The organism is Bacteroides sp. AM07-18, from assembly GCF_003602695.1.
Lineage (GTDB): Bacteria > Bacteroidota > Bacteroidia > Bacteroidales > Bacteroidaceae > Bacteroides > Bacteroides uniformis.
Window position 1 is genome coordinate 74,365 of record NZ_QTLM01000012.1, and the last position, 20,847, is coordinate 95,211.

General features: G+C 51.3%; 15 protein-coding genes. 7 read left to right on the plus strand and 8 right to left on the minus strand.

Translation table 11 applies throughout. The features are described 5' to 3' along the window. Positions 1-121 precede the first annotated feature (121 nt). A complete protein-coding gene (locus DW096_RS14085; RefSeq protein ID WP_120028777.1) occupies positions 122-1,765 on the plus strand; it encodes a C69 family dipeptidase in 1,644 nt (547 codons plus the stop codon). An 81-nt stretch (positions 1,766-1,846) separates the two neighbouring features. Beyond that, positions 1,847-3,589 (plus strand): phospho-sugar mutase, encoded by a 1,743-nt coding sequence (locus DW096_RS14090; RefSeq protein ID WP_119993693.1) that lies wholly within the window; start codon positions 1,847-1,849, stop codon positions 3,587-3,589. Between the two features lie 290 nt (positions 3,590-3,879). Here DW096_RS14090 and nudC read toward each other — a convergent pair whose 3' ends face one another. Then, positions 3,880-4,686 (minus strand): NAD(+) diphosphatase, encoded by an 807-nt coding sequence (gene nudC, locus DW096_RS14095; protein WP_009038266.1) that lies wholly within the window; start codon positions 4,684-4,686, stop codon positions 3,880-3,882. A 97-nt stretch (positions 4,687-4,783) separates the two neighbouring features. After that, the gene (locus DW096_RS14100; protein WP_005832241.1) at positions 4,784-5,422 is read right to left on the minus strand and encodes an HU family DNA-binding protein; all 639 of its coding nucleotides are present in this window, start codon (positions 5,420-5,422) and stop codon (positions 4,784-4,786) included. Positions 5,423-5,950: 528 nt separating this feature from the next. On the opposite strand from DW096_RS14100, the gene DW096_RS14105 reads away from it, so the two are divergent. After that, positions 5,951-7,504: an AAA family ATPase gene (locus tag DW096_RS14105; RefSeq protein WP_118931189.1), complete on the plus strand. Its 1,554-nt coding sequence runs from the start codon at positions 5,951-5,953 to the stop codon at positions 7,502-7,504. 22 nt (positions 7,505-7,526) lie between these two features. Continuing rightward, positions 7,527-8,978, plus strand: a complete 1,452-nt coding sequence (locus DW096_RS14110) for a hypothetical protein (RefSeq protein WP_118931196.1) — start codon at positions 7,527-7,529, stop codon at positions 8,976-8,978. Here DW096_RS14110 and DW096_RS14115 read toward each other — a convergent pair. The 6 genes from DW096_RS14115 to cdd all read right to left on the minus strand — a co-directional run bounded on the left by DW096_RS14115 (position 8,975) and on the right by cdd (position 17,104). Further along, on the minus strand, positions 8,975-10,846 hold the full coding sequence (locus DW096_RS14115; RefSeq protein WP_369904489.1) for a TonB-dependent receptor: 1,872 nt from the start codon (positions 10,844-10,846) through the stop codon (positions 8,975-8,977). The two genes, DW096_RS14110 and DW096_RS14115, sit on opposite strands and share 4 nt — an antisense overlap. Positions 10,847-10,999: 153 nt before the next feature. Beyond that, entirely contained in the window at positions 11,000-12,403 is a 1,404-nt protein-coding gene (locus tag DW096_RS14120; protein ID WP_009038271.1) for an aldo/keto reductase, read from the minus strand. Between the two features lie 48 nt (positions 12,404-12,451). Beyond that, positions 12,452-13,948, minus strand: a complete 1,497-nt coding sequence (locus DW096_RS14125) for a 4Fe-4S binding protein (protein ID WP_118264409.1) — start codon at positions 13,946-13,948, stop codon at positions 12,452-12,454. Positions 13,949-13,980: 32 nt separating this feature from the next. After that, positions 13,981-14,520: a flavodoxin family protein gene (locus tag DW096_RS14130; RefSeq protein WP_022400806.1), complete on the minus strand. Its 540-nt coding sequence runs from the start codon at positions 14,518-14,520 to the stop codon at positions 13,981-13,983. Between the two features lie 105 nt (positions 14,521-14,625). Next, entirely contained in the window at positions 14,626-16,263 is a 1,638-nt protein-coding gene (locus DW096_RS14135; protein WP_118931187.1) for an ABC-F family ATP-binding cassette domain-containing protein, read from the minus strand. 358 nt (positions 16,264-16,621) lie between these two features. Continuing rightward, a complete protein-coding gene (gene cdd / locus DW096_RS14140) occupies positions 16,622-17,104 on the minus strand; it encodes a cytidine deaminase (RefSeq protein ID WP_005831168.1) in 483 nt (160 codons plus the stop codon). A gap of 101 nt (positions 17,105-17,205) precedes the next feature. Between cdd and DW096_RS14145 the strand changes: the two genes are divergently transcribed. From DW096_RS14145 to DW096_RS14155, 3 genes are all read left to right on the plus strand, one after another. After that, entirely contained in the window at positions 17,206-18,129 is a 924-nt protein-coding gene (locus DW096_RS14145; protein WP_035448747.1) for a glucosaminidase domain-containing protein, read from the plus strand. Positions 18,130-18,272: 143 nt separating this feature from the next. After that, positions 18,273-19,520 (plus strand): efflux RND transporter periplasmic adaptor subunit, encoded by a 1,248-nt coding sequence (locus DW096_RS14150; protein ID WP_016274396.1) that lies wholly within the window; start codon positions 18,273-18,275, stop codon positions 19,518-19,520. After that, entirely contained in the window at positions 19,517-20,836 is a 1,320-nt protein-coding gene (locus DW096_RS14155; protein WP_118264407.1) for an ABC transporter permease, read from the plus strand. Before DW096_RS14150 ends, DW096_RS14155 begins: the two co-directional genes overlap by 4 nt. The last annotated feature ends 11 nt before the right edge of the window (positions 20,837-20,847 follow it).

A 20,847-nucleotide genomic window follows, 5' to 3' on the forward strand; every position in this document is an offset into this window, starting at 1 on the left:
TACTTTTGCTATATATAGTGTAATAAATAAGTGTAATAAAAATATGTGTAACAAGCTATCATTTTCTTCTCCCCTCTCTTTCGGAGAGGGGACGGGGGTGAGGCCTTAATTTATTAGAAGTATGAAAAGTAAAAGACTGACTCTTTCCGTCTTGTTTGTTGTGGCAGCCGTGGCGAATGCACTGGCCTGCACCAATCTTATCGTGGGCAAGAACGCCTCCGCGGACGGTTCTACCATCGTTTCTTATTCTGCCGATTCCTATGGCTTGTTCGGCGAGCTATATCATTATCCTGCCGGCATGCATAAGAAAGGCACGCTGATTGACATACACGAGTGGGATACCGGCAAATACCTCGGGCAGATAGCGCAGGCCCGTCAGACGTACAATGTCATCGGCAATATGAACGAATTCCAGCTCACTATCGGTGAAACGACATTCGGCGGACGCCCCGAACTGGTAGACACTACCGGTATTATCGACTACGGTAGCTTGATTTATCTCGGACTGCAACGTTCACGTACTGCTCGCGAGGCTATCAAGGTGATGACGGAATTGGTGCAGGAATACGGCTATTACAGCGGTGGCGAGTCCTTTACCATTGCCGACCCCAACGAGATATGGATTATGGAGATGATTGGCAAGGGACCCGGTGTGCGCGGTGCCGTATGGGTGGCTGTCCGCGTGCCCGATGATTGTATCTCCGCTCATGCCAACCAGAGCCGCATTCATCAGTTCAACATGAACGACAAGGAGAACTGTATGTACTCCCCCGATGTCATCTCCTTTGCACGCGAGAAGGGCTATTTTGACGGTGTGAACAAGGATTTCAGCTTTGCCAATGCCTATGCTCCGCTCGATTTCGGTGCCCGTCGCTATTGCGAGGCACGCGTATGGAGCTATTTCAATATGTTTACCGACCGCGGCAACGAGTTCTTACCTTATATATTAGGTGAGACGAACACTCCGATGCCTCTGTTTGTGAAGCCCAACCGCAAGGTTTCCGTGCAGGATGTGAAGAACGCCATGCGCGACCATTATGAAGGTACTCCTCTCGACATCAGCAAAGATTTCGGCGCAGGCCCGTATCATACCCCGTACCGCCTTTCTCCACTCTCTTTCAAAGTGGGCGACCGGGAATATTTCAATGAGCGTCCCATCTCCACCCAGCAGAGTGGTTTCGTATTCGTGGCACAGATGCGTTCCGAGTTGTCCGACCCTATCGGTGGAGTACTGTGGTTTGGCACGGATGATGCCAACATGACGGTATTTACGCCCGTATATTGCTGTACGGACAAGGTTCCCGTATGCTATACCCGCGTGGATGGCGCCGATTACATCACTTTCTCCTGGAACTCCGCTTTCTGGATTTTCAATTGGGTGGCCAATATGGTATATCCCCGCTATGACTTGATGATAGACGACGTGCGTGCCACTCAGACAGAGTTGGAGACAACTTTCAATGAAGCGCAGGAGGGCGTTGAGGCTGCTGCTGCCAAACTTTTGGAAAAAGACCCTGCTAAAGCGAAGGCATTCCTAACCAACTATACGAACATGACCGCCCAAAGCACTTTCGATACCTGGAAACGTCTTGGCGAGTTTCTTGTCGTAAAGTACAATGACGGCGTTGTCAAGCGTATGAAAAACGGTCAGTTCGAACGTAATTCCATTGGCCAGCCGGCAGGCGTAATCCGCCCGGGATACCCGAAGGAGTTCCTTGAAGAGTATGTTAAGCAGACGGGAGACAGATATAAAATGCCTGAATAAAATTAGGATATTTGAACTTATTCTTCTACATTTGTGTCTTACAAAAAAGTTTATATTAACTCTTAAAATAATAACAGTCTTATGGAAAATCAGGAACTGATTAAGCAGGTGACTGAGAAAGCCGAAAAATGGCTTACCCCGGCATATGATGCCGAAACTCAGGCAGAAGTGAAACGCATGTTGGAAAACCCAGATAAAACCGAATTGATAGACAGTTTTTACAAAGACCTGGAGTTTGGAACGGGTGGTCTGCGTGGCATCATGGGTGCCGGTACAAACCGCATGAACATCTACACCGTAGGTGCCGCAACACAGGGCTTGTCCAACTATCTGAACAAATGTTTTGCCGGAAAGAAGGATATTTCCGTTGTTGTGGGGCACGACTGCCGCAACAATAGCGACAAGTTCGCAAAGATTTCTGCCGACATCTTCTCTGCAAACGGCATAAAGGTATATCTTTTTGATGACCTTCGTCCTACGCCCGAAGTTTCATTTGCCATTCGCCACTTCGGCTGCCAGAGCGGTATCAACATTACAGCCAGCCACAACCCCAGAGAATACAACGGCTACAAGGCTTATTGGGATGACGGTGCGCAGGTGCTCGCTCCGCACGATACAGCCATCATAGACGAGGTAAATAAGGTGACGGTGGCCGACATCAAGTTCAACGGCAACAAGGACTTGATTCAGATTATCGGCAAGGAAGTGGATAAGGTTTATCTGGACATGGTTCACTCCATCTCCATCGACCCCGAAGTCATCCGTCGCCAGAAAGACCTCAGCATTGTGTATACTCCGCTTCATGGCGCAGGCCGCGTGCTTATTCCGGACTCATTGAAGGAGTGGGGATTTGAGAATATCAACTGCGTGCCCGAACAGATGGTGAAGGACGGCAATTTCCCGACAGTGGTTTCTCCGAATCCCGAAAATGCCGAAGCCCTTTCCATGGCCATTGCGCTGGCTAAGAAGATTGACGCTGACATCGTGATGGCAAGTGACCCGGATGCCGACCGTGTCGGTATGGCCTGCAAGGACGATAAGGGCGAGTGGGTGCTTATTAATGGTAACCAGACTTGTCTCATTTTCTTGTACTACATCATCAAGAACCGTATTGCAATGGGCAAGATGCAGCCAAACGACTTCATCGTGAAGACCATCGTGACCACTGAACTCATCAAGGCTGTGGCAGACAAGAACAAGATTGAAATGCGCGACTGCTACACCGGCTTCAAGTGGATTGCTCGCGAAATCCGTCTGAGCGAAGGCAAGCAGCAGTATATCGGTGGTGGTGAAGAAAGCTATGGCTTCCTGGCCGAAGACTTTGTCCGTGATAAAGATGCGGTTTCTGCCTGCTCCTTGCTGGCCGAAATCTGTGCTTGGGCCAAAGACCAGGGTAAGACGCTCTATGACGTATTGATGGAAATCTATGTAGAATATGGATTCTCAAAGGAAACCACCGTGAATGTGGTGAAACCGGGTAAGAGCGGTGCCGAGGAAATCAAGGCGATGATGGATAACTTCCGTGCCAATCCTCCGAAGGAAATCGGCGGTTCGGCTGTCAGTCTGATTAAGGATTACAAGACGCTGGAACTTACTGATGTCCAGGGCAACGTAAGCAAGCTGGATATGCCCGAGACTTCCAATGTACTTCAATATTTCACTGTAGACGGCACGAAGATTTCTGTCCGTCCTTCCGGTACGGAACCGAAGATTAAGTTCTATATCGAGGTGAAGGGCGAGATGGGTTGTCCGAAATGCTATACCAGCGCCGATGCCGAAGCTGAGAAGAAAGTGGAGGCAGTGCGCAAGTCACTCGGCATTTGATAGGAAAGAGGAAAAAATGTGTATATAGTGTTCGGAGAGGCGTAACCCGTGAGGGCTGCGCCTCTTCCTTTTGCTTCTGTGTTGAAAGAAAACTTAAATAAAGACTTAAACCCGATGGTTGATGAACAAAACGTTTGCAGGGAAGTTAAGTATAGGCAGATTGCGGTTACACACCGATTGGTTGATGTGAATGAGAGTCGTTTCATTCGTAGTTGTTCGTTTGTGAGTGTGTGTTTTCCGCAATCTGCTTTTTAAAATTTCTTCCCCCCCTCTTTTTAATTCTTTAATTTTTAATTGTTCTCCATCCACCAGTCTATCAGCCTTCTTGCGATACTCAGTTTTCGTGGAATTTCGGGCAGGTTGTCTTTGGAATAGAAGGCGGCAGCGGTCAGCTCATCTTCCTGCAGTTTTATCTCCCCGCTTTCGTAGTCGGCAATGAAACCCACCATCAATCCGCTGGGGTAGGGCCAGGGCTGGTTGCTGAAGTAGGTGATGTTCTTTACCTTCAGCCCCGTTTCCTCAAAAACTTCCCGTTCCACACATTCTTCCAGTGTCTCGCCGGCTTCGAGGAAGCCTGCCACCAGTCCGTAGAAGGTTCCTCGGAAGTTCCGGGCATGCACCAGCAGGATTTCGTCTCCTTTGCGTATCAGTACGATGATGGCGGTGGAAACGGGAGGGTACATCTCATTGCCGCAGTTGGGACACTTCTTCATGATGGGGGTCTGGTGCTCCATGGCGGTACCACACACGGGGCAGAAGTGGCTGTGCTCGTCCCAATAGAGTATCTGGAAGGCCTTTCCTGCAGAACGGTACTCGTCCGGCGAGATGTAGTCGTACGATGCGCGCAGGCCTATCATGACCCATTCGTCGGTTTCGGCCACGGGCTGTTCCAAGGCGAATGCACGTACTTGCTTGCCGTTGGGGGGGAACACTTCGTGTATATTACTTCCGGCTTCCGGTGTCAGAGGAGGCTCTATACTGACGGGTACGCTGTATTTTATTTCTCCTTTGTCTGTATATCCTTTTTTCAGCAGCAGTTGGTCTTTGAAGAAGACGAACCACTGCGTGCAGGGTTGGGGTTCTGTTGATTTTTCCATTGTTTGTTGTTTTATTATTTTGGGGGGGATGAACACGAAAATACAAAGGCACAGAGATTCTTTTCAAATTAATTTCTATGTCTCTGTGCTTGCCCCCCTAAATTTCGTTTGCTGTGTCTTTTTCTTGTCGCACATAGACCGTTGACCTTCCCATTCCGCGGCGGCGCAGGAACCCTTGCCGGATGAAGTTGTTCAGTTCGTCTATGGCGGCATGTCTGGTTAGTCCGCTTAGCTGGATGTATTCGTTCTTGTTGATACATACATTCTGCTTGAGGAACAGTTCCAGTTCGGCTTTTCTTGTTTCTTCGGTGGTCTCTACTACTTTTTTCGATTTCTTGGTAGTGGAGTGTACACGTTCCAACGTCATTTTCTTCTTGATGTTGTTGCGGAACGTGCTGCTGATGCGCAGGTGTACGTTTTGGAATTGGACGGATTCGGAGCGGATTTTCTTTTTCTCGTCGTCGGTCTCGCGCAAACATTTCAGTGAAGTGCTGAAGAATCCGAGTTCTCCCAGCTCCACGATGTTTCCGTTGGCAAGGAGGTCGCACAACTCGTCAATGCAGGCATCCAATGCTGCCCCTATCACATTCTTGGGCAGATGTTGGAAAGTTGCAATATGTTCCACAAACTCCTTTTGGGTATAAGTCCTTTTCGGGCAGATACGTGCATGGAGTGATTTCTTGTCTTCTTTCCCGTCGGGCGAAGGCGTTTCGTAAAGGTCGTAATACGCGCTCATAAGATATTTATTTTTGTTTATAGCGATAAACAGTTCTCGTCGCTTCGGGGAATTATTTTTGTCGCTAAGCGGATTAATTTTCTTCTTCCTAAAAACTAATCGTCCGACAACTGTTGCATTATCGTCCAACAGTTGTTTAATTATCGTCCGACAGCTGTCGAACGAAACAGAAATGGGTATGGGACGATTATTTCTTAGTGAACAAAGGTATAAAATATTGTGATACGAAGGGTAGTGTTTGGGGAGGAAAGTTTTAGTTTTCGGCAAAAGAGGGGGGATTGTTAAATCCCCAATAATAGGGACTGACCCGATGAAGGACTGGTCACTTACCTGGGGACAATTTGTCTCCAGGTAGAAATGGTAATAGATATAGGAAATGAAAGCAAATCACAACGTGTGTGCGTGTCTGTGTGTATTTGTTTTCCAAAGATAGTGAATCTTAATAAGACTCTCTCTGATTTCCCTACTATTTTGTATCTTTACACACTTTTCTTTATACATGAGTACTGACTATAAATAAATCATATTGTGGAAATAACCCAACGCATTCGTCTCCTCCTTTCCGAAATGAACCGGGGAGTATACGAAAAAGAAACTGAAATAAACCTCTCCCTGCTGGCAGCTCTGGCAGGCGAGAGCATTCTGCTCCTGGGACCTCCGGGAGTAGCCAAGTCAATGGTAGCCAGGCGGCTAAAGTCGGCTTTTACAGATGCCCGTGCCTTTGAATACCTGATGTCCCGCTTCTCTACGCCCGACGAGATTTTCGGTCCTGTCAGCATTAGCCGACTGAAAGAATCCGACAAGTATGAACGTGCCATCGACGGCTATCTGCCCACAGCCGATGTCGTGTTTCTGGACGAAATATGGAAAGCAGGCCCTGCCATACAGAACACTCTGCTGACCGTCATCAACGAGAAACTTTTCCGCAACGGCGACAAGGAACTGCATCTCCCCCTCAAACTGCTCGTAGCTGCCAGTAACGAACTGCCCGCTCAAGGCGAGGGACTGGAAGCCCTATGGGACCGCTTCCTTATCCGCATTCTCTGCACCTGCGTCAAGCAGGAAGAGTCTTTCTACAAAATGCTGCTGGACGATTCTGCCGACCATCCGGAAACGACTGCCTGCGAATGGCAAATCTCCGACCGCGAGTATGCCGAATGGCAAGCTGAGATACGCCGCGTAACCTTGCCTCTCGATGTTCTTTCCTGCATCACAGCCATTCGCCACGGACTGACAAGCGTAGAGATGCAAAACTCCGACCTGCGCCGCAATGTCTACGTCAGCGACCGCCGCTGGAAGAACATCGTGAAGCTGCTCAAGACCTCCGCCTTCGTCCACGGCCGCACGGAAGTCTCCATGACCGACCTGCTTCCCGTCTACCACTGCCTATGGAGTGAGCCTGATGAGAGCGTTGCCATCCGTGACATCGTTATCCGTGCCTTATTCGTGTCCCACACAAAACAGATTGCCGGTATCGCCTCCTCGCTGAAATCCGATTTGAAAGTCAGCCGTGTGCGCGAAGCCCTCGACAAAGCCCGCCTTGCCGGCGACCGTAGGGACGATGACCTGCTGATAACGGAACACTTCTACTACCAGGTGGAGAAACATGGTACGGGCAACACCTACATCTTTATCGTGGACTACAAAAATCTGAAGGAGTACAGCGCCAAAGATGCCCCCACCTTGGGCGTAATGTATGCCGACCCCATCAATCCCAAGCGTACCATCATCCGCGCCTTTGCCGACACCGGCGCCGTGAAAGAGGAAGGCACCGAACGCGTCACCCTCTACCGCGACGACAAGCATCTCTACATCAACGGTGTGCGCTTCCCCATGCGGCGTCTGCAACGAGGTGAGGAGCAACAACTCTGGCTGGGAAACCTCTCCGTCACCGACCGTGACTACGAGACGGAACTGGACACCGCCGCCACCAGCATAGACCGCCTGGTAAGAGATTTGTCCGACAACCTTTTCGTCTCCGAAGAAGACAAAAAGAGCGTAGCTCAATACGTCTCCATCGTCCGCAAGGAAATAGCCTGGGCGCGTGTGGACATGCGCAAACTGAGATATGGAGACGAATAATCCTCCAGTAACCAAGAAGAAGATGAACACTACCGTCACCCGATATGACACCGCCTTCTATGTGCAGGCACTGGACCGTTTCGTTGCCACCGGAGAGTGCGCAGAGACGGATACCGAGCCCTTGTATGCCTATCTACTCTCTGTGATGAACGACTCCATGGTCAAGGTGCAGGTGCTGGGCGATGAGGTCTGTGCACGTATCTTTTACGACACCATGATTCAGTTCATCCAATTGAACTTGGAGAAGGAGCGGTACAACCTCCGGAAAAGCCAGTCGGAACGGACCGGGATGAAGCTCGTGCTGGAATGGTCCATGGCAAAGCGGAAAGACGGCTGGCAAGCCTTGCTCCAGCAGATTTCCGACAAATACCGGGAGTACGGCTTCGACTCCCGTTTCTACCGCAGCCACTTCGGCACAGAAGGAGGATATGCGGACGATGAAGTCTGGGAGAAAATGGTGGACGACTGGGAAGACGCCTTCCAACTGAAGATGCACGAAGAAAAGGAGAAAGAGATTGCTTTCCGCAAAGATGCCCTCGAGCTCAGGCTCCGTTCCAATCTGAAAGACATCCCCGAGTACATCCGCCAGAACCGGGTGGATAAGGACGAATTCTTCCAGACCTGGGGCATGATGAGCGGCTTGTGGAATACTGTCGACTTTGAGCGTATACGGAAAATCGTGCGCATCCAGCGCTCTTGCCCCGAGATAGTGAAAGTGGCCCGCAAGATGGGGCGTATGGCAGACGACGAAGGACGTGAGCAAATCCGCGTTGCCGAGGGAAACGTCTACAAAATGGAGCACTCCTCCAAATGTGACATCCTGGGTATCAGTACCGGCAACGACCTCAATGCCCTGCTTCCCATTGAGCTTGCCCATTCCGCTGACAGTGAACTGGAAGATTTGTTCGTCTACAAATACCTTACTCGCAAGCTCCAGACCTTCCGTTATAAATCGGAAATCATGCAGCCTGCCCGGCGCATCGAAACCAAGCCCGCCCGTCCCAAAGGTCCGATGATTGTCTGTCTGGACACCTCGGGAAGCATGGCTGGCAAGCCGGAGAAGATTGCCCACTCCCTGCTGATAAAGCTCCTGGAGATAGCCGACCGTCAACGGCGGAACTGCTTTCTGATAGCCTTTTCCGTCTCCATCCATCCGATTGACGTAAGGAAAGAGCGGGTAAGGCTGCTCGAATTCTTCTCAAAGACAGCTTGCGGGGATACAGATGCCACCCGTATGCTGGAAGCCACGTTCCGCCTGCTCAAAGAAGGCAAGGAGTATATGAATGCCGATGTGCTTTGGGTCAGCGACTTCAAGATTCCTCATTCTTCACCTGTCTTTATGGAGGAGATTCGCCGTTGTCGGGAAGCCGGTACACACTTCTACGGTCTGCAGATTGGCATCACGGACAATGAGTGGGCACCATTCTTCGACCATATCTATCGAGTAGAATATACTCCTTCGCAACAGTATTAAAAGTTGATATTTACGCCTCCCATCACCGTGGCTTTCGGCATGGGGAAGCCTGCATTGATTTCATAGCGTTGCGCCAGCAGGTTTTCGCCCTTGACAAAGACGTCGGCAAAACTGCACAGACGGTAGTTGGCACGCAGGTTCCAGAGTACGAAGCTTTCCTGCTTCTCCTTGCCCGGGGTGACTGAGGTATGAAGCCCCTTCACGTATTGTATACCGGTAGACAGACTCCAACGTCCTTGCGTAAAGTCCGCACCGGCATAGAGTTTGTGCTCGGGAGCCGCCAGTACCGGATTCTCCATGTGCAGCCAGCTATAATTGGCATTCATCTGCCAGTGGCGGTTGATGCGGTATCCGAGGTTGGTTTCCACACCCCAGTTCTCTATCTCGCCGGAGTTGACGTTCTTGCGCAGGGCAGGGTCCGTCATGATGATGTTGTCCCCGTTGATGTAGTAGAGGTTCACCCCATAGGACATGGGCCCTCCCAAAAGCTGCCCCGTAAAGGAGAGTTCATAGTTCATCAGGCTCTCCGCTTTCAAATCGGGGTTCTGTGGAGGGAACATGTACATCTCCCGGATGGTGGGGTTACGGAATCCTTTGCTCACCATTGCTTTCAGTTCTGCCTGCCGCGGCAGATGGAAAGCCAGTCCCCCTTGGGGAATCCATTCCGTGCCTACGTGCGAATGGTGGTCTATGCGGACACCGGCGTCCAGTGAAAGCCAACTGTTGATGTCCTGCCTGAAATCCACATAGCCTGCAAATTCATCCATCTGCTTGTCCACGCCGGGGATGCGGTCACCAATCTGCTGTCCGGGTTTTGCCTCGTCGATGGCGACAACCTTGTTCCAGGACTCTCCGCCGAAGTGCTGGTAATCGAAACCTACGGTCAGGCGGTTGCCGGTGAAGAGCGTGGCGCTTTGATACCACGATATGCCCAGCATCCGGTCCTTGGAGTTGAAGTGCGACTTCTGGGGCTCTCCTCCGGGATGGTAGCCGTCATTAATTCTGTGCCGGCCCCAGTTATAGAAGAAGCTCACGGCGCCGGAAGTACAGTCGTAACGATTTTCCAGTGCGAAGGAGGTCATGCCGCGTGTGATGCGCGAGTCGTTGTCTATATACGGATTGTCGGCTTCGCCGGGATTGGAGGCGTTGAAGCGGGTGATGTTCACGTCGCCCCACAGCTTCCAGGTGTCGCTGAAGTCGTATCCCAGTTTGGCATAGCCGCCATACTGCTCAAACTCCATGTCGTCACGGTGTCCGTCGGTACGGTTGTACGAGCCGGTCACCACGCTGCTGAAACGCCCTTTCCTCACGCGGTTGGAGACTTCCGTCTGCAGGGTATTGTAGGAACCGTATCCTATCTGCGCATTGGTTTTCACCCCGTCCTCCTGCATCTTGCGGGTGACGATGTTGATAACCCCGCCCATTGCATTGGACCCGTAGAGGACGGAGGCGGGACCGCGCAGCACTTCCACCCGTTCGGCCATCATGCTCTGGTAGGCGTCGGCGATGGGATGCCCCATCAAGCCCATGTATTGCGGGTGTCCGTCTATCAGCACCAGCAGGCTGGTCGTAGGTCCTCCGGCGGCATTCACCCCGGCGCCTATGCCGCGCAGGCTCATGCCTCCTGCGGCTCCCGTGGATACGCCGTAGCCCATGATGCCGCGGCTTGTGGTGAAAAGTCCGGGCACCTGCTCGGTCAGTGCAGGCAGGATGGAGGGCTGGTAGGTCTGTTCCAGTTGCTGGCGGCCCACTACGGAGATGGTCATTGGCAGGTGGCGGATGTCTGTTTCATCTCTTGTCCCGGTCACTACGACTTCATCAAGCTTGTAGCTTTTCAGCCGGAGGCTGTCGGCAGGTGCGGACAGCATACTACCCGGAAGGGCGATACTTATTAAAATTGCGGTTAAAATCTTTTTATTCATCGTTTATCTATGGTTCTTTTTGCAAAGTTATACAAAAAGAAGAATCTGTATATGATTGGTAATCCTTAAAATGGACAACCAGGGTTGAAGATAAGTCCGTTAAAGGGTTTCCTGCTTCAGCGCTTCCACAAATCGGTCTATCTCCTGCAGTTTCGCCGGGATGTCGATGCCTTGCGGACAGTGCGGGTTGCATTGACCGCAACCGGTGCAGCGGTTGGCTTGGCGGAGACGGGGAACACTGCGGTCATAGCCTATCAGGAAGGCGCGGCGTGCCTCGCGGTAATTCTCGTCTTGGCTGTTCTGCGGCACGTTGCCCTCGTTGATGCAGCGGTTGTAGTGCAGCAAGATGGCTGGAATATCCAGTCCATAGGGGCACGGCATACAGTATTTGCAGTCGTTGCACGGCACGGTGGGGTATTGCAGCATTCGCTGGGCGGTATCTTCCAGTAAGGTAAACTCCTCTTCCGTACATGGAACAAGCGGGGAGAAGGTACGCAGGTTGTCTTGCAGATGCTCCATGTACGTCATTCCGCTTAGTACGGTCAGCACATCGGGGAAAGTACCTGCGAATCGGAAGGCCCAGGAAGCTACGCTCTCCTGCGGACGGCGTTGTTTCAGACGTGCCATCAAGTGGTCGTTCAGGCGGGATAGGCGTCCGCCCAGCAACGGCTCCATGATAACGGCGGGAATGTTGCGCTTCACCAGCTCGGCATATAGGTATTCGGCATCCGTGTTGCGGGTATTCACTTCTTTGGCATGCCGCCAGTCTACGTAGTTCAGTTGGATTTGTACGAAGTCCCATTTCAGTTCGTCGTGGCGGGAGAGCAGGTAGTCAAAGACTTCGATGTCTCCATGATAGGAGAATCCGAGGTTGCGGATGCGTCCGGCTTCACGCTCTTTCAGCAGGAAGTCCAGCATGCCGTTGTCCAGATAGCGGGAGCGGAGGGCTTCCATGCCGCCCATGCCGATGCCGTGCAACAAGAGGTAGTCGATGTAGTCCACTTGCAGGTCGCGGAAGGAGCGGTGATACATGGCAAGGGACTCTTCGCGGCTGTGCGTGCTGGGACTGAAGTTGGACAGCTTTGTGGCAAGGAAGAATTTCTCCCGTGGGTGGCGTTTCAAGGCAATGCCCGTGGCGCGCTCCGACAGACCTTGCACATAGGCGGGGGAGGTGTCGAAATAGTTCACTCCGTGGGCAATGGCATAGTCTATCAGGTCGTTCACGGCTTCCTGGTCTATTTCGTCTCCATTCCCGTCGGCGCGTTTCCGGGTGGGCCATCGCATGCATCCGTATCCCAGCAGGGAAACCCGGTCGCCCGTGTTGGGATTGGTACGGTAGGTCATCTTGTCGGTTGGTATCTCGCCCAGCGCGGCCGATTCGCTCTCCCCGTTGTTCTTGTTGCCCGAACAGCCGTACAGGGCTGCTGCCGAGGCAAGCGTTCCTGCACCGGCGAGTTTGAAGAAATCGCGGCGGTTTATCTTGTTCTTATTGTCTTCTTTCATTGTGATAGGACTGAAATTATAAATGGATATTTGGATGATAAAGCTGCTTCAGACAGTTCTGTGCATCACATGGCCTTCCACATAAATGGCACTGAACGGACGCGACGGACAAAGGTTCTCGCATGCTCCGCATCCGATACAGCGTTCGGCGTTGACTACCGGTATCTTGATGGAGGCTTCGTCTTCCGGGTCTGAAGGAACCATCTGTATGGCACCGGCCGGACAATGGCGGGCACAGTTCCCGCATTCCATCTTGTCTGTGATGCAGATGCAATTCTCCTTAATCCATACGGCATGACCGATTTGGACGGCCGATTTCTCGGCGAGGCTCGTCAGATGGATGGCATCGGTAGGACACACCTCCGCACACTTGGCGCATTCGGGGCGGCAGTAACCGCGTTCGTAGGACATTTCCGGCTGCATCAGTTTTGTCAAGTCCGAAGAAGGACGGAGCACTTGGTTGGGGCATACCGATACGCAGAGCTGGCAGGCTGTGCAGTGTTGTGCAAAGTGGCGGGCGCTCAGTGAGCCCGGAGGAGTGATGGGAGTGGCGCGCTCGGGGATTTTTTTGTCCTCGATGACAGCCAGTCCACCGTCCACTTTCTTCTCCTGCGCCTTGAGGGCTGCCGTAGCAGCAAACACGGCAGTTGTAGAGAGAAATGCGCGGCGGGCGTCGTTTACCTGCTCCGGTGCCACGGAGGTTTCCTGGGAGACTGCAGCGGAGGTCGGCTTGCGGCGTGTGTAAGTGATGGCACCTTTCCTGCACTTGTTGATACAGTCCATACATGCCACGCAACGGCTGTAATCTATTTCGTGTGCCTTGATGTTGATGCACGATGCCTTGCAGTTGCGGGCACAAAGTCCGCAACTGTTGCACTTCTTTGTGTCAATTACCGGTTTCAGCAAGGAATACTTCGAGAGGAAGCCAAGCACTGTACCTACCGGACAGATAGTGTTGCAATAGGTACGTCCGCCCCGCCATGCCAGCACGATGAGGACTACCAGAGTGACCGTGGCAATCAGCAGGGTAGGGAGACTCTTCATCCATACATCCGTTTCATAGAAGGCATAGCTGTCAGCACGTTCGGCCAGGTAGGCCAGTCCGTTGTTTGCCCACTGGTAGAGTGGGGAGAAAAGGCTGGAAACGATGCGCCCGTATGAGCTGTAAGGGGCCAGCAGCACGACAAAAGAGTTCAGTCCGCCGATAATGGCAAGTACGAATACTCCCAGCACACCGTAGCGTAGCCATTTCAGTGCGGACGAGTAGCGGAAACGGTTTTTCTTCCGTTTGGCGGAGAGCCAGGAAACAATGTCCTGGAATACTCCCAACGGGCAGATGACGGAGCAGTAGATGCGTCCGAATACCAAGGTCAGCACTGCAAGAAACAGTACTACACCGATGTTCAGTGCCAGCACGGCCGGCAGGAATTGTATCTTCGCCATCCATCCGAACCAGGCATGCAGTGTTCCCGTGAAGTCGAGGAACAACAGCGTGATGAGTGCGAAGAAGATGACGGCAAGGGTCAGTCTGATGGTACGTAGCATAAATGTATTGTATAGCGATTAGTATTCGTTCTTTATACCTTTTTTCCCATCTCGTAGGCTTCGTGCATGGAAGGCTTGTCGTTTATCTCGCCCACCTTCCAGGCACCCACGCCATAAATGGTGCCGCATTCTTTGGGCTCTTCCAGGCAGTCGAGGAAGCCACGGAAACCATCGATGGTACGCTCCATCATGGGGACACTTTCTTCGGCGGCGGCGATGATGAAGTAGAACTCCTTGTCCTTTATTTCAAGGTAGCGTGCGCAACAACGGTCAATCAGTGTCTTCATCTGCGCGCTCATGGTGTAGAAGTAGACGGGGGTTGCCATGACGATGACGTCGGCGGCAATCATCTTTTCCACCACTTCGGCGGCATCGTCCTTTTGCGGGCAGGGTTTGCCGTACATGCTGCATACGCTGCATCCCGTGCAGTAGTTGATGTGCTTGTCTTTCAGGAAAATCTTTTCTACTTGATGTCCGGCCTCTGCGGCACCGCGCATGAATTCATTGCACAAGAGGTCGGAGTTTCCATTCCTGCGGGGACTGGAGGAGAGGATTAATACTTTTTTGCTCATATTCGTTGTTCGTTAGTTAGTAAATGATTACGTGCTGCAAAAATAGGCAGGTTTTATGAGAATGGCAGTATACAAATTACGGTTGTTGTTACCTAAATTACTGATTCATTCCAAAAGTATCTCCCGTTCGATGCCGGTGTCTTTCAGAAACTCCCGGTCGTGGCTGATGGCAATTACGGTGCCGGCGTAGTCGCGTATCGTTGCCGTTATTATTTCTATACTCTCGATGTCCAGATTGTTGGTGGGTTCGTCCAGAATGAACATATCCGGGGTATTGTCGGCAATCATCAGGCAGCAGAAGGAGAGGCGCATCTTTTCGCCGCCACTCAGTTTGCCGCACGGCTTGTTCCACACGTCGCGGGGAAAGAGGTAACGGTTGAGGATGGTTTTCACTTCATGTTCCGGCAGGTGGCGGTGGTTGAAAGCTTCTGCTTGTTGGAGTACGCTGCGCTCATTACGGACGAGGGAGTATTCTTGGTCCAGATAGACGGAGGTGAAGCCGGCACGCTCCATCACTCCGTCGGTGGGGTGCAATTCGCCCATGATGAGTTTCAGCAGGGTTGTTTTTCCACTGCCGTTTTTTCCTTTCAAGCTGAGGCGGTCGCCGCTTCTTAGCTGGAAGGTGAGAGGAGAAGCCCAGAGGTTCTTTGCAGCCGTCTCCGTATGGGGTGTTTCTGCGGGGGAGGCTGTATGGTTGGGATAATGGAAGTTGACGTCCCTTGCCGTAACCAGAATCTTGCCCGTATGCAGATGGGAGGCGTTGAAGTCTGTTTTCAGCTTGTCCGTCTGCGACAGTGAACTTTTGATGCCTGCCATTTCCGTCTGCAGCTTTTCCGCTTTCTCCGCATGTATGCTGCTGAGTCTGCTACTGCTGTTTTCCGCATTGTTTTTCAGTCCTCCCATTAGGATGCGGGGAATCCCTTTTTTGATGGAGGCTTTTTCTCCCCGCACATTCTGTTTGGCTTTGCGCTCTTCTACTTCGCGTGCCACTTTGCGGGCAAGGCGCAGGGCTTTCTGCTTCTCTTCCAGTTGTTGGGTAAGGGCTTTCTGTTGCAGGGCCTTCTGTTCTTTGTAGAAGTCGTAGTTTCCGCTGTAATACGTCAATCCCTGGGAAGAGAGTTCGCAGACGGCAGGCAACTGATTCAGTAGCGTGCGGTCGTGACTGATGACGAGCACGGTAGCCGACGTCCGTCGTATCAAGTTATACAGACGTTCCCGTCCATCCGCGTCCAGATGGTTGGTCGGTTCGTCCAGCAGGATGGCTGTCGGGTTGTGCAACTCCATGCCCGCCAGGAAGATGCGGGTTTTTTCGCCGCCGCTAAGTCTTTCCATCGGACGGGAGAGTGGGATACCGTCCAGTCCCCAGCTGTCGAGAGAAGTCTGGGCGCGTTCTTCCACGTTCCAGTCATCATTGAGCGTATTGAAGTGCTTTTCGGTAGCGTCACCGCTTAGGATGGCATGCAGGGCAGATAGCTTGTGGCTGATTCCCAAAGCTTGTGCTATTGTCTGCCGGTCGTATTGTCCGAAGTGCTGGGGCACGTAGTACAGATGTTCGGGGCGTAGCACCGTTCCCGAACTTGGTGACAAGTCTCCTGCCAAAATGCGCATGAGGGTAGACTTGCCGCAACCGTTATTTCCGGTCAGGGCTATTTTATCTCCGGAGTTGATACTCAAGTGGAGGTGTGAAAACAAGATTTCCTTATCTGCATGGATATAGCTAAGGTCTTTAATGATAAAGCTCATAAGTTTCTACTGTGTTTTTAGAAGTAAGAATGATAGGGGAGATGCAAGCATTCCCCGAAATTGAAATTCTCGAAGGGGAGGGGTACAGACAAACACAGTATTGGCTAAACATCTATATAGGTGATGCTCAGCGTTCAGTCTGAAAAAGCATGTTGATAGTGATGTTTACCGAAATGTGTTGTCTTTAGTCGGATATTCTCATCGGTGGAATTAATTGGTTAGTGGGCGCAAAGGTAATAATTTCCACTGAATAACAAAGGCTTTTTGCGATATTAATATCGTGTCGTCAAGAAGTTAATATCGTGTTTGCAAGAAATTAATTTCCTGCAGACACGATGTTAATACTTTATTGGTTCTGTTACTTCATGGCCGAAGCATCGAACGAGAGTGGCAGTAATTCTCCCACATTCTTCAGCTCGTAGATTCCCTTTTTGCCATATAGCAACACCCTCATGGGATGCTTGAAGCGCTTCTCCGTTTCGAGCATCACTTGCCGGCAGGCGCCGCAGGGAGGGATGGGAGACTCCAGGAACTCGTTGTGCTCGTTGCGTGCGGCAATGGCGAGGGTGGTTACCGCCTGGTCGGGATGTTGGGAGTTGGCATAGAATAGGGTGGTGCGTTCTGCACACAGCCCGGAAGGGTAGGCGGCGTTTTCCTGGTTGGTGCCGGTCACTACAATACCGTTTGCCAGTCTGGCTGCAGCTCCTACCGAGAAGTGGGAGTAAGGGGCATAGCTGCGGTTGGTAGCCTCGCGGGCGGCATCCATCAGTTCGCGGTCGGCGGCATCCAGTTCTTCATAGTCGTATATCTTGACGGCAATTTCGATATTTAATTCTTTCATAAGGCAAAGGGTTATATTGTAATTAATGTTACAAAGATAGAAAAGAGATTGGTTATTTCAATTCTTTTACGGACTTTTGTGCAGAACTCAACATTTTAAGCATGAAACGGATTTTCAGACTGACTGCTATCATAGCATTTCTTTTTATTTCCATAACAACAGTGCAGGCACAACGCCGGAATGCCCGCTACAATGAGTATATCAAACAGTATGCTCCCCTTGCCGTGGAGCAGATGCAACGTCATAAGATACCTGCCAGCATCACGCTGGCCCAAGGGCTGTTGGAGAGCGGTGCCGGATACAGTGAGCTGGCGCGCAAGAGCAACAATCACTTCGGCATCAAGTGTGGAGGCAACTGGCGCGGACGGACGGTGAGGCATGATGACGATGCCCGCAATGAATGTTTCCGCGCTTATCGCAATCCGAAAGACTCTTATGAAGACCATTCCGATTTCCTGAAACGGGGAGCACGTTATGCTTTTCTTTTCAAACTGAAGATTACGGACTATAAGGGTTGGGCGCGCGGCTTGAAGAAGGCCGGCTATGCTACCGACCCGTCGTATGCCAACCGCCTGATAACCATTATTGAGGACTATGAACTGTATAAGTACGACAGCCGTGGCATGAGCAAGCGCGATGTCCGCAGTTGGGAGAAGGAACTGAAAAAGAAACCTTGGCTGGCCAATCCGCATCAGGTGTACATTGCCAACGATATAGCTTATGTCGTGGCGCGCGACGGAGACACCTTCCAGGTGTTGGGCAAGGAGTTTGACATCAGCTGGAAGAAGCTGGTGAAATACAACGACCTCCATAAAGAATACACACTGGAGGCGGGAGACATTATTTACTTGAAAGAAAAGCGCAAGAAAGCCGCCAAACCCCATACCGTCTACATAGTGAAAGACGGTGATTCCATGCATACCATTTCCCAAAAGTACGGCATTCGTCTGAAGAACCTTTATAAGATGAATCGCAAGGATGCGGAATACGTGCCGGAGATTGGCGACAGATTGAGATTAAGATAAAGAAGCTATCCGAAAATGTACAGGGTGTCCGAAAACGGACACCCTTCTTTTTTCTCTTTTCGCTTACTTTCAGGGGTTTATGATTTTGGCATGGATTTAGTATATATTAAGCGTTATGTTCGCAAACAATAAAATTTAAAGATATGGATAGAGAAATTCCGAAAGAAGTGCGTAATAAAGAACGCAATAAGAAAATCATCCGCTACGGTGCTATCGGCGTGGCAGGTATCGTAGTGGTCAGTGTACTCATTTCATTGATGCGTACGGGAGTGAAGGAGAAAGACCTTGTTTTCTCCCAAGTGGGTAAAGGTACGATTGAAGTCAGCGTCAGCGCCTCCGGCAAGGTGGTCCCGGCATTCGAGGAAATCATCAACTCGCCCATCAATACCCGCATTTTGGAAGTGTACAGAAAAGGTGGCGACAGCGTGGATGTAGGTACCCCCATCCTGAAGCTGGACTTGCAGAGCGCCGAAACCGACTACAAGAAGATGCTGGACGAAGAGCAGATGCGCAGCTACAAGCTGAAACAACTGAAACTTGACAACCAGACCAAGCTGACCGACCTGCAGATGAAAATCAAAGTCTCCGCCATGAAGCTGGACCGCATGAAGGTGGAGCTGCGCAACGAGCAGTACCTCGACAGTCTCGGTTCGGGTACTACCGATAAGGTGCGCCAAGCCGAACTGAGCTACAACGTGGCACAACTGGAATACGAGCAATTGCAGCAGCAGTATGCCAACGAGAAGGAAGTGCTGGCTGCGGAATACCAAGTACAGGAACTGGATTTCAGCATGTTCCAGAAGACACTGGCCGAAACCAAACGTACGCTCGACGATGCGCAGGTGCGTTCGCCCCGGAAGGCTATCCTTACTTATATCAACAATCAGATTGGTGCCCAAGTGCCCGAAGGCTCACAGATTGCCGTCATCTCCGACTTGAGCCACTTCAAGGTGGAAGGCGAGATTGCCGATACTTACGGTGACCGTGTGGCTGCCGGCGGCAAGGCCATTGTGAAGATTGGCAGCGAAAAGCTGGAAGGTTCCGTAAGCAGTGTTACTCCGCTTTCAAAGAATGGCGTCATCTCCTTTACCGTGCAGTTGAATGAGGACAACAACCGCCGACTGCGTTCCGGTCTGAAAACCGACGTCTATGTGATGAATGCAGTGAAGGAAGACGTGATGCGCATAGCCAATGCCAGCTATTATGTGGGACGTGGGGAGTATGAACTTTTTGTACGCAATTCCGACAAGGAAATTGTAAAGCGCAAGGTGCAGCTGGGCGATTCCAACTTTGAGTTTGTAGAAGTGGTCAGTGGTTTGCAACCGGGTGATGAAGTAGTGGTGAGCGATATGAGTAACTATAAGAACAAGAATAAGTTGAAGCTAAAATGATAAAGGTTTACTTGAAACAAGCCTGGGAGCTGTTGAAGCAGAATAAACTGTTCAGCATGCTCTACATTGTGGGTACGGGGCTGGCCATTGCCATGACAATGATTATGGCGGTGGTGTATTATGTGAAGATTGCGCCCGTCTATCCAGAGGCAAACCGCATGAATACGCTTTACCTCAGCAATTCAAAATTCACGCAGGGAAGCGGCAACAATACTAGGACCATGCAATGGGCTGTTTCCTACAAGGCACTGCAAGACTGGTTCTATCCCGTAGAGAATGCTCTTGTCGTTTCGGCCGAGCTGCATAATGACTTGTCGGAAAACAGTTATATACAGCCTGCCGACCGTAGCGGTGATTTTCCGGTTATGGTAAAGTTGACAGACCCTGCTTTTTTCAAGATATATTCTTTCCAATTCCTGGAAGGCAGTCCATTCACGGCATCCGACCTGGCAAGTGGCATTTCCACTGCTGTCGTTACCGATGATTTGGCACGCCGCTTGTTCGGTACGACGGAAGAGGTAGTAGGACGCTCGTTCAGCCTGAACTATATCGACTACCGGGTTTGTGGAGTGGTGCGTAGCGCCAGTTACCTCACCTCCAAATCCTATGCACAGCTTTACGTACCTTATACGGTGTCGCCCGATTACAGCAGTCCTAAATACAACCTTCCCTATCTGGGAGCTTTCAGTGCTACCTTTCTGGTGCAGGACAGTAAGCAGGGAGATGCTCTGCGGGCTGAGATAAAGGAAATCTGCCGCAAGGAGAATCTTATGCATCCCGATGAATGGAAAGTAGATTTCTGGGAGCAGCCCACCTCCCATCTGTTGAGTGTCTTCAAGACTTATGCAAGTATGGAGTTTGACCTTTGGGCCACAGTGCGCCACTTTCTGCTTGTCCTGCTCGTATTGCTGTTGGTGCCTGCCCTGAATCTGAGCGGCATGATATCGAGCCGTATGGAGGGACGTCTGGCAGAGATGGGCGTGCGGAAATCGTTTGGAGCCGGACGTAAGATACTGCTTTCACAAGTGATGTGGGAAAACCTGCTGCTGACCGCACTGGGCGGAGCATTGGGCTTGCTGCTGGCATGGCTGGCACTTTACGTGGGACGCGAGTGGATATTTACGGTACTCGACAGCTGGCCGAATATGGTACCCGAAGGAGTGGAGGTCCGCGTATCGGGTGAAATGCTGTTTGCTCCGCTGGTTTTTCTCGCCGCATTGGCGCTGTGCGTCGTGCTGAATCTGTTGTCGGCCCTTATACCGGCGTGGTATTCCTTGCGGAAACCGATTGTGAACTCACTGAATGAAAAACGATAAGACACGGGAGG

Coding starts and splice junctions, on each gene's coding strand:
- DW096_RS14115 (WP_369904489.1), bottom strand. CDS start 10,846: ATGCTGTCCGCACCTGCCGACAGCCTCCGGCTGAAAAGCTACAAGCTT.
- DW096_RS14090 (WP_119993693.1), top strand. CDS start 1,847: ATGGAAAATCAGGAACTGATTAAGCAGGTGACTGAGAAAGCCGAAAAA.
- DW096_RS14145 (WP_035448747.1), top strand. CDS start 17,206: ATGAAACGGATTTTCAGACTGACTGCTATCATAGCATTTCTTTTTATT.
- DW096_RS14150 (WP_016274396.1), top strand. CDS start 18,273: ATGGATAGAGAAATTCCGAAAGAAGTGCGTAATAAAGAACGCAATAAG.
- DW096_RS14135 (WP_118931187.1), bottom strand. CDS start 16,263: ATGAGCTTTATCATTAAAGACCTTAGCTATATCCATGCAGATAAGGAA.
- DW096_RS14100 (WP_005832241.1), bottom strand. CDS start 5,422: ATGAGCGCGTATTACGACCTTTACGAAACGCCTTCGCCCGACGGGAAA.
- DW096_RS14125 (WP_118264409.1), bottom strand. CDS start 13,948: ATGCTACGTACCATCAGACTGACCCTTGCCGTCATCTTCTTCGCACTC.
- cdd (WP_005831168.1), bottom strand. CDS start 17,104: ATGAAAGAATTAAATATCGAAATTGCCGTCAAGATATACGACTATGAA.
- DW096_RS14120 (WP_009038271.1), bottom strand. CDS start 12,403: ATGAAAGAAGACAATAAGAACAAGATAAACCGCCGCGATTTCTTCAAA.
- nudC (WP_009038266.1), bottom strand. CDS start 4,686: ATGGAAAAATCAACAGAACCCCAACCCTGCACGCAGTGGTTCGTCTTC.
- DW096_RS14110 (WP_118931196.1), top strand. CDS start 7,527: ATGAACACTACCGTCACCCGATATGACACCGCCTTCTATGTGCAGGCA.
- DW096_RS14130 (WP_022400806.1), bottom strand. CDS start 14,520: ATGAGCAAAAAAGTATTAATCCTCTCCTCCAGTCCCCGCAGGAATGGA.
- DW096_RS14085 (WP_120028777.1), top strand. CDS start 122: ATGAAAAGTAAAAGACTGACTCTTTCCGTCTTGTTTGTTGTGGCAGCC.
- DW096_RS14155 (WP_118264407.1), top strand. CDS start 19,517: ATGATAAAGGTTTACTTGAAACAAGCCTGGGAGCTGTTGAAGCAGAAT.